At 36.4% G+C, this 9,308-nt stretch carries 10 protein-coding genes; 6 read left to right on the top strand and 4 right to left on the bottom strand.

What is annotated here, in order from left to right; all coding sequences use genetic code 11:
- Nucleotides 1-54: 54 nt before the first annotated feature.
- Entirely contained in the window at nt 55-1,659 is a 1,605-nt protein-coding gene (locus tag ACPDG9_RS05835; protein WP_430526820.1) for an ABC transporter substrate-binding protein, read from the bottom strand.
- A gap of 89 nt (nt 1,660-1,748) precedes the next feature.
- Between ACPDG9_RS05835 and mtaB the strand changes: the two genes are divergently transcribed.
- A complete protein-coding gene (mtaB, locus tag ACPDG9_RS05840; protein ID WP_430526821.1) occupies nt 1,749-3,068 on the top strand; it encodes a tRNA (N(6)-L-threonylcarbamoyladenosine(37)-C(2))-methylthiotransferase MtaB in 1,320 nt (439 codons plus the stop codon).
- A 107-nt stretch (nt 3,069-3,175) separates the two neighbouring features.
- On the opposite strand, the gene ACPDG9_RS05845 is transcribed toward mtaB, so the two are convergent.
- Complete coding sequence (locus tag ACPDG9_RS05845; RefSeq protein ID WP_158961227.1) at nt 3,176-3,457, bottom strand: GNAT family N-acetyltransferase; 282 nt, start codon at nt 3,455-3,457, stop codon at nt 3,176-3,178.
- A 214-nt stretch (nt 3,458-3,671) separates the two neighbouring features.
- Here ACPDG9_RS05845 and ACPDG9_RS05850 point away from each other — a divergent pair, with 214 nt between their 5' ends.
- From ACPDG9_RS05850 to ACPDG9_RS05860, 3 genes are all read left to right on the top strand, one after another.
- Nucleotides 3,672-4,349, top strand: a complete 678-nt coding sequence (locus ACPDG9_RS05850) for a YqiA/YcfP family alpha/beta fold hydrolase (protein ID WP_430526822.1) — start codon at nt 3,672-3,674, stop codon at nt 4,347-4,349.
- Nucleotides 4,333-5,229 carry a lytic transglycosylase domain-containing protein gene (locus tag ACPDG9_RS05855; RefSeq protein WP_430526823.1) on the top strand — a complete coding sequence of 299 codons (897 nt, stop codon included), beginning with the start codon at nt 4,333-4,335 and terminating at the stop codon, nt 5,227-5,229. The genes ACPDG9_RS05850 and ACPDG9_RS05855 overlap by 17 nt, the downstream gene beginning before the upstream one ends.
- A 104-nt stretch (nt 5,230-5,333) precedes the next feature.
- On the top strand, nt 5,334-5,537 hold the full coding sequence (locus tag ACPDG9_RS05860) for a hypothetical protein (protein ID WP_430526824.1): 204 nt from the start codon (nt 5,334-5,336) through the stop codon (nt 5,535-5,537).
- On the opposite strand, the gene ACPDG9_RS05865 is transcribed toward ACPDG9_RS05860, so the two are convergent.
- On the bottom strand, nt 5,532-6,317 hold the full coding sequence (locus ACPDG9_RS05865) for an alpha/beta fold hydrolase (RefSeq protein ID WP_430526825.1): 786 nt from the start codon (nt 6,315-6,317) through the stop codon (nt 5,532-5,534). The genes ACPDG9_RS05860 and ACPDG9_RS05865 overlap by 6 nt on opposite strands.
- A gap of 140 nt (nt 6,318-6,457) precedes the next feature.
- Here ACPDG9_RS05865 and ACPDG9_RS05870 point away from each other — a divergent pair, with 140 nt between their 5' ends.
- Nucleotides 6,458-7,012 (top strand): hypothetical protein, encoded by a 555-nt coding sequence (locus ACPDG9_RS05870; protein ID WP_430526826.1) that lies wholly within the window; start codon nt 6,458-6,460, stop codon nt 7,010-7,012.
- 164 nt (nt 7,013-7,176) lie between these two features.
- Here the strand turns inward: ACPDG9_RS05870 and ACPDG9_RS05875 are convergent, their stop codons facing one another.
- Complete coding sequence (locus ACPDG9_RS05875) at nt 7,177-7,629, bottom strand: nitroreductase family protein (RefSeq protein ID WP_430526827.1); 453 nt, start codon at nt 7,627-7,629, stop codon at nt 7,177-7,179.
- 280 nt (nt 7,630-7,909) lie between these two features.
- On the opposite strand from ACPDG9_RS05875, the gene ACPDG9_RS05880 reads away from it, so the two are divergent.
- Nucleotides 7,910-9,013 carry a hypothetical protein gene (locus ACPDG9_RS05880; protein WP_430526828.1) on the top strand — a complete coding sequence of 368 codons (1,104 nt, stop codon included), beginning with the start codon at nt 7,910-7,912 and terminating at the stop codon, nt 9,011-9,013.
- Nucleotides 9,014-9,308: the final 295 nt, after the last annotated feature.

Genomic DNA, 9,308 nt, shown 5'->3' on the forward strand with positions numbered 1-9,308 from the left:
TCCTTTCAAATATAGCATTTCACTAAGAATTCCCCTATAAAAATAGAATTATTTTCAATTTGACTTTTTCACCTTTTTCAAAAACAAATTATTCATAGGGTTAATGCCCAATTGCTGAACATTCTTTCGGCTAAATCGAACCGCTTGATCGTAAAACAGAACCACAACAGGCACTTCTTCTGCAATCAAACGATCCATTTGCTGATAGCGTTGTTCTCTCTCGTTTGAATCGGTTATTTGAAAAGATTGTTCATACCATTGATCGTAAGTTGGATGGGCAAAAAAAGTATAGTTAGGACCATTCGGTGCTTTATTCTTGCTGTAAAACAAAGACAGAAAATTTTCTGCATCAGGATAATCTGCAATCCAGCTTCCTCTAAAGAAAGCGATTTTTCCCGAAGCCATCCCCTGTCTTAACGTAGCTGGTGGCATGACGTCAATCTCTACTGTTAAACCTATTTTTTGCCACTCTCTTTGCAAGTATTCCGCTATATCGAGATAACCTGCATTGGTTGATAGTGGAATGGTCACTTTAACTTGTTGATGCTCTTTTTTATAAGCCTCTACCAGAGCTTTCGCTTTGTCTATATCATACATAGAACCCGAGACAATAGTACCTTGCAAACCTTTAGGTATAATCCCTCCTACTTGAGCCGTTCCCATTCCACTTCTCAAGTGTTTCAACATTTTAACGCGATCAAAGCCTATGTTCAAGGCTTGTCGAATGCGTTTATCACCTACAGGGCTATTTTTGTCGTCCATATTAAAACCCAAATACTCTGTATTGAGGTAAGGACCGGTTTCCATTTGCACCACGTCCTGATACTTTGGTTGCAGCTCACCTTCAAGTGTGATCAAATCATCTTTATAAGAAGGATCGAGTCCAGAAATAAAATCCAAATTCCCTTGAATAAACTGTAAAAAGGCACTTTGCTTATCTGGTAAAAAGGTAATAGCAACAGATTCAAGATAAGGCAATTGAATGCCTTCAGCATCTTTTTCAAAATAGTTTGGGTTTCGCCTCAAGACCAATTTGACATTTTCTTCCCAAAACTTAAAATAAAACGGTCCAGTTCCAATGGGATGGGTTCGAAAATCGTGTTGAGGATCTTCTAGTACTTCTTGAGGAACAACAGAGGCATAACGCATGGATAGCAAGCCGAGTATAGCAGGGAAAGACTCTTTCAACTGCAAGCGAAAAACGGTATCGTTCACCGCCTGATAATGTTCTACTTTTTGCATAATCCACGCCCCAGGTGAAGCCGTTTGTGGATCCGTTAAGCGATCTAAACTATAGACAAAATCACTTGCTGTAACAGGACGAGTTTGAGCCGCTCCAAAAGCGGGATGTGGATGAAAATAGACCTCTTTACGCAAAACAAAATCATAGGTTAACCCATCAGGAGATGTAGTCCAAGACTTGGCTATATCTCCCACTAGCTGTAATTGATCATCAAGCTGAACCAATCCATTAAACAACTGATTACACGGCCATATAATCGCCATACTACGAGCAAAAGCAGGGTCTAGTGTTTGAATATTTGAATTTTCATTGTAGCGAAATACCTCACCTTTAACATTTTCCGCTGTTTTTTTTTGGCAGGAAAAAACGAGGAAGGGGATACAAAGAATTGATATATAATAAATTATTGATTTCATCAAACCGAATTTTGTACGTAAATTTGCACGCTTTGTGACAACAAAGAGTAAATATACTTCAAAGTTACTACTCATAGTAAAGAATGATTATGGAAAATAGAAAAAAAGTAGCTTTTTACACCTTGGGATGTAAGCTAAACTTTTCTGAAACCTCAACAATAGCAAGAAGTTTCGTCGATGAAGGTTTTGATCGTGTTGAATTTGAGGATGTGGCAGACATTTATGTGATCAATACGTGTTCTGTAACCGAAAATGCAGATAAACAATTCAAACAAATAGTTAAAAAAGCGCAAAAGAAAAACGACAAGGCCTTCATTGCCGCTGTTGGATGTTATGCGCAATTAAAACCGGCTGAATTAGCTCAAGTTGATGGGGTCGATTTAGTACTAGGTGCTACAGAAAAATTTAAATTGACTGATTACATCAATGACCTTTCTAAAAATGAAATGGGTCAGGTACACTCTTGTGAGATTTCAGAAGCCGATTTTTATGTAGGCTCTTATTCGATTGGAGATCGAACACGCGCCTTTTTAAAGGTACAAGATGGATGTGATTACAAATGTACGTATTGTACGATTCCTTTGGCACGTGGTATTTCTCGCAGTGACACCATGGAGAATGTCTTGAAAAACGCAGCTGAAATTTCAGCTCAAGACATTAAGGAAATTGTACTTACAGGTGTTAATATAGGGGATTATGGGAAAGGTGAATTTGGCAATAAAAAGCATGAACACACCTTTTTAGAATTGGTGCAAGCCCTCGATCAAGTTGAGGGAATTGAGCGTTTGCGTATTTCTTCTATTGAGCCGAACTTATTGAAAAATGAAACTATCGAATTTGTTTCGAAAAGTAGAACCTTTGTTCCTCATTTTCACATTCCACTACAATCGGGTAATAACGATATCTTAAAAAAGATGAAACGTCGTTATATGCGAGAATTGTATGTAGAACGCGTGGATAAAATACGCACCGTGATGCCTGATTGCTGTATCGGAGTAGATGTTATCGTTGGTTTCCCCGGCGAAACAGATGAGAAGTTTTTAGATACGTATAACTTCCTGAGTAATTTAGACATCTCTTATCTCCATGTCTTCACTTATTCAGAACGCGACAATACAGAAGCCATAGCCATGGAAGAGGTTGTTCCGATGGAAGTAAGAAACAAGAGAAGTAAAATGTTGCGCGGTTTATCCGTTAAAAAACGCCGTGCCTTTTATGAGTCACAGTTAGGTAACGAAAAAACGGTTTTATTTGAAAGTGAAAATAAAGAAGGGTACATTCACGGTTTTACAGAGAACTACGTCAAAGTAAAAACCCCTTGGGATCCTGCTTTAGTCAATACATTACACCCTATTAAACTAACGAAAATTGACGACGACGGTATCGTTCGATTTGATTTTATAGCGTAAATCAAAAAGCCTGTTTGAGACTAATTTCAAACAGGCTTTTTCTTTTTTATCACCCTACTTAGGGGTATGCTGTGTGTGTTATAAGTGGTTTTTTAAATCTCACAGGATTAAATTCTTATCCCTGGAGGAAGCATTTCTTTGTATGTAGGATTTTTCCTAAAAAAAGAAACAATTTTTGGATGCGTAGGAACGACTCTTAATCTTTTTTCTCTAACGATATCGAGTACTCCTTTAAGAAAATCGATCGATTGCGCTTGTACACCCTCTTCGAAGCCTTTTAATTTAGTAAGAAAGATTTTTCTCTCTTGAAGTGAATACTCCACGCTGAGCAATCCCTGATCGGTTTCAAGCTCGAACTGGCGAAGCAATTCATTGTCTTTAATTTCCATTATACTAAAATTTTATATTTTCGTGTTATGATGAACCTCCTTTTCATAGCAATAAAAAAAGAACGGTGGTCGAAGACCCCAATTCATAACAATTACAACGTAAAAAAACTTTTAGATTGTTTATACTGCGAATCAACTAGTTTTATCGCTATATTTATCAAAGTTCGTCATTTTTTTCCAAACCACCCCTATTAAGTATGTTAATTTATTTAAAATGAACAAAATACCGATTTATTTCTTCCCAGGAATGTCCTCTACTTCGCTAATTTTTGAACGATTAGTTTGGGATACTTCGCGTTTTGAATTGCATTTTTTAGAATGGCTACCTTGCGAAAAAAAGGAAGATTTAATCGCGTACACCCAAAAATACATTCCACTGATTCAACAGAAAAATCCTATCTTAGTAGGCGTATCCTTTGGCGGAATTATTGCACAAGAATTAGCCAAGCTCATTGACGTTCAAAAAATCATCATTATTTCAAGTGTACGTTCGAATCGAGAATTTCCCAAGCGTTTTAAATGGGCCAAATACACGAAGCTCTACAAGTTAGTACCTACTAGCGGTGTTGAGTTCTTCCTTCATCTGATCGCACGTTATGGCAATGACAAACAAAAGAAACGCGTAGAACTCTACAATCGCTATTTATCGATTCGAGATCCACACTATTTAAATTGGTGTATTCGAACCGTTCTAAACTGGGATCAAAAAGAAAACTTGGAAGGAGTCGTTCACATTCACGGAACAAAAGATGAAGTATTTCCATTCAAGAACATTCGAAACGCAATAGAAGTAAAAGACGGTACACATGCCATGATCTTACTAAAATACAGATGGTTTAATCAAAATCTACAAAAAATTATATTAAACACTATAAATGAAAAAGAACCTTAAAAATGTACTCTACACAACAGCAGTTGTAGGTGTAGCATCTACGTTTATTTTTGCATCCTCACAGGGAACAAGCAACAATACGGTAGAACAGAAAGATCCGACAGATCACCATGTTTCCTTGCCATCCAAAGCAAATTTTGCCGGTGAGCGAGCTCCGCTCGAAATCATTGATGTCAAAGAGCGTTTTGACCGTGAGATGATTATCAACGCCAATTTACATTCCTCAACGACTTTGGTTATTAAAAGAGCAGAGCGCTACTTCCCTATTATAGAGCCTATTCTGAAAAAAAACGATATTCCCGACGATTTTAAATACCTTTGTGTAATCGAAAGTACGCTTTCCAATGTAGTTTCGTCTGCTGGAGCTTCTGGCTTTTGGCAGTTTATGAAAGGAACGGCTGGAGAATACAACCTTACAGTAGACGATACAGTAGATGAACGTTACCACCTAGAGAAAGCAACAGAAGCTGCTTGTCGATACTTTAAAGACGCCAAAGCTAAATTTGGTTCATGGACTATGGTTGCCGCTGCTTACAATAGAGGAATGGCTGGCATGACAAAAGCAATGAATTCTCAATATGTAGACAACTATTACGATTTGTTTTTAAATCAAGAAACTTCGCGTTATGTTTTCAGAATACTTGCGATGAAAGAAATCATGTCGAATCCACAGCTATACGGGTATGACATCCCAAAGGCTGATAAATATCAACCGATCCCCATGCGCTATATTACGGTAAGTAACGATATTGAAGATTTACCTATGTTTGCCATTGAACAAGGATCAAACTACAAGTTGTTGAAATTACACAACCCGTGGCTAGTCAACACCAATCTTAAAACAAAAGGTAAAACGTATACGATCGAGCTACCGCGCTAGATCAAAAAATAGCCTAATTCTCACAACAGGATTAGGCTATTCTTTTTCACTTCCTTTGATCATCCAAATGATTTTATATCTTTGCGCCCCATACAAAACTGACAATGGATAAAGAGACTTATATCAAAACAGCCCTAGAAACAATTAAAGCCAAGAACTTTCAAGTTCCTTTTGAGTTAGCTCCTGGGAGTGTTATCACCAATCTAGACCAATACTTAAACAGTTTAAAAACGTCTTATTTACAAGCCAAAGACCCGAGAATTGAACAATTATTTCTCGATAAAATAGAGCATTTGCTCCAATTATAGATAAGGTTTTAAAAAGGAGACAATCAAAGCCATAGTTTGCTCCTTTTGTTCTTTATGTGGGATATGTCCTACTTGTTCAAATACGTATTTTTCAGCAATTCCACTCACCTGTGTAATAGTTTCCTCCACCTGTGCTAAGGTGCCATATTCGTCCAAATCACCTTGTAAAAATAGTAAAGGAGAGGTAATTCGATACAATTCAGGCACCATCGTCCAGTCGCGATACGCAGGATCTAACCAAATATCAAACCAAGCATAACACAATTTTTCTACGCGTTCTCCGTGATATTTTGCCAATCGATGTCTTAAATCTGTTTCTTCATAGGCTTTTTTAGCATCCAAAACACCCCTTAAGGTTACCTCTTCGACAAAAACATGACCGGCTTCAATCACCATAGCTGCTGTATATTCTGGATACAAAATCCCATACCATAAGGCGATGGATGCTCCATCACTATGCCCAAATACCGCAATCTTTTCCAATTGCAACACCTTGCGCAACTCCTCCAAAAACACACCTTCTTGTTCTAAGTAATTTCGTTCTCGGACAGCTGTTTGCATCGGCTGAGATTTTCCATAGCCCACGCGATCGTATACCATAACATTACACTGCAATTGCTCAGCTAACAAGCGAGGCCAATCACGCCATAACTCAACACTTCCTAACGAATCGTGTAATAAAACTAAAGTTGTCGCTGTCTTTGGGGTATCATGGGTATATAAATGTACAAATACGGCTTGCTCGTTCACTTGAACGATTTGCGCTGTCAATCGAATCATTGTTTATTAGCTTTTCTCAAAAATAAGGCTTTTATTGAAAATACGGTCCGTTTTATCTCCAAAACCACCCTTGTTTTTGTCGAGTATTAGGTAAACATTCTTTATACCACTATCTTAGTCTTTTATATATTCTAGTTATAATGAAAAACCTACTTGTTTTGCTGTTTTGTATCAGCAGTGTATGTTACACAAAAGCGCAAGCGCCAAATGCTTCAACCCAATTCATCGAAAACCTCGCAGAACACTGCGGAAAAGCATACAAAGGATCTATCGTTTCTTCCCCTATCCCTGCTGATTTTGACAACAAAGAACTAATCATGTATGTCTCTGCTTGCGATAAACGCGAGGTGAAAATTGCTTTTTTTGTTGGAGATGATCTATCGCGCACCTGGGTTTTTACACTGAAGGGAGATCGAGTTGAACTCAAACACGACCACCGTCAAACGAATGGAAAACCTGATGAAATAACCATGTATGGCGGTACAACCACCAATACGGGTACAGCCCATATTCAATACTTTCCCGCCGATCAAGAAACTACCGCCAGTATACCTGCCGCTGCCGCTAATCTATGGTGGGTAACCATTGACAACAAAGAATACAGCTACAACTTACAACGGGCAGGAGCTAAAACCAGCTTTAATGTAGTGTTTGACCTAACAAAACCGTTTGTAACAGATAAAAGAGCTTGGTAGTTGGTTAACGGTTAACAGAAAATACTCAATGATAAAAATGCTTTTTCTTAGTTTTTTGCTGATTTGTAAACTTTTTACTTTTTTGACCATCTCTTCGCTTAAAGCAAGTACCTTCTTATTTCAGAAAAATCTTCAACTCATCTCAACATCTCAACACCTATAAACTAAATCGACACAATAATTTCTTCCCGTTCAAAACGCGATTTAGGCAAAACCGTTGGATGCATAGCATCGCTACTATCAGCATAGCCCACTGTAACGGCAAATAAAGGAGCATATCCTTCTTGCTGTAAAATTTCTTGATACGCTTGGCGATTAATTCCTTCCATTGGTGTTGCATCTAATCCAAGGCTCATACAAGCAGATAAAAAATAACCAAGAGAAAGATACACTTGATTTTCCATCCACGATTTTGTTGCTTGATCACCACGTGATCTAACTAGAGGTTCATAGAATCCCTTTACCCATGCTTCAGGTAAAATAGCAATATTGCGCTGTTCAAAGTGTTCAATATCTTCCATTACGCTAAATACAACGACTAATCCAACTGCATTGATGGAATTTTCATTGGTATAAGACTGTGCGGCTAATTGTCCAGATTTCGTTTGGATATCCATTCACTCGTTTTTTATCACTTCTAGACGAACCGACGAATTTAACCAAAGATAGATCTACCTATTTACCTATTGTTACAGATCCGACAAATAGAAGCACAGATTACATCTAGTTCATTAATCTAACTAGACGAGATTAAACACACGTTGTCCAAACTTTTAAGATACTGTGATCCACATCAAAAAACAAAGGATCACACGGTATCGTTGGCATTGAAATCAAAAAAAAAGCAAGTAAAGATTATTACACACCTGTTTTTGACAAAAATAGACACACTGTTCTTTGAAAAAACACCTCTTTTGGAATTGGTATTTATTATTATTAATTTTACATAAAATATTTAAAAAATTTCACAATGAATACAAAAAAACAATTATTTTATTCTTATGCTTATTAGGATTTTCTTGTAATCAGGATAATTCTTTGGATCCTAAAAATAACTTTACCCACAATAGTACAAAAAATCATTTGAATAAAGATTATGAAACTATTAGACTAGCTATTTATAAAAATATAAAAGAAAATTGGGATAAGAATTTAGAAGAAGTTGAAAAATATACTTTGGAAGCTTTTAACAAAAATGAAAATTTTGTAAGAACACAAAAAGTAAATAATAATGAAACTATTACAATCAACATTACCTATAAATTTAATTATTCTAAGCAAGTATCATCTCTATTGTCAGAATTATATAGTAAGATTTACAACAGCTCTTTAGATAATTTAAAAAGTACTTTTCTTGACCAAAAGAACCGTATGCTTACACACAAAAATTTGACAAAGGAAGATTATGAAATTTTATACCCTATTTATGCATCATTTGAGGCAAATATAGATTTCATATTATCTAAATATGAAGAAATAGAAGTTGCTAATAAAAATTCTCTTACAGCATTTGCTCTTACTGGTGATAAACAGAACAAAAAAAGTTGGCTTGATTGCATGCTTGAAGAACAAGGAAACAATATTGGTAGAGGTATCGCAGGAGGCGCTATTACAGGAGCAATAGGAGGTGCTTATACTGGCGCAACAGGAGGAACTGTGGTTTTACCATTAGTTGGTACGGCAACAGGAGCTGTTGGAGGTGGAGTTCTAGGAGGGGCCTTAGGAGCAGGTTCAGGTGGTATGCTTGCTTTTGCATTTGCGAGTATCGACTGTTTTACTAGGACGAGCAAAGGAAGTGGTAATTCTGACACAAGTTGCGCAATAACAATTCCGTATGATCCAAATGACCCTAGATTTAAAGGAGTAAATCCCATCAAACCAGCTCTAGATCATCATGGTAATGGTTTATACAAAGAAGAAACTTTTAAGGAACTTAAGAATAACCTAGAAGAATTACAAGAAGTATCTACAACGAGTAACGTAATTATAATTTTAAATTAAACATATAATGAAAAAAAAAATTATGCTCTTAATAGCAACTTTATTGTTTACGTTTATATATTACTTTAAAGGTAATATTTATACACTATGGTCTACAAAAAGCTATTTTTATAAAGATTATATGTTTTATGTGGCTTTGCTAATGGCTTTTTTATTTAGTTTGATCTTTACAAGATTCGTAAGATTTGAAAAAAAAACACCCAATAAATAAGTTTTTATTGGATCAAGCGCAAAAGTTGGGGAGGAAGTTGTAAAATAATATATTTGCATCATGATGGATAGCAAAGAAATACTA

The organism is Myroides sp. C6-3 (assembly GCF_050522425.1).
GTDB lineage: Bacteria > Bacteroidota > Bacteroidia > Flavobacteriales > Flavobacteriaceae > Flavobacterium.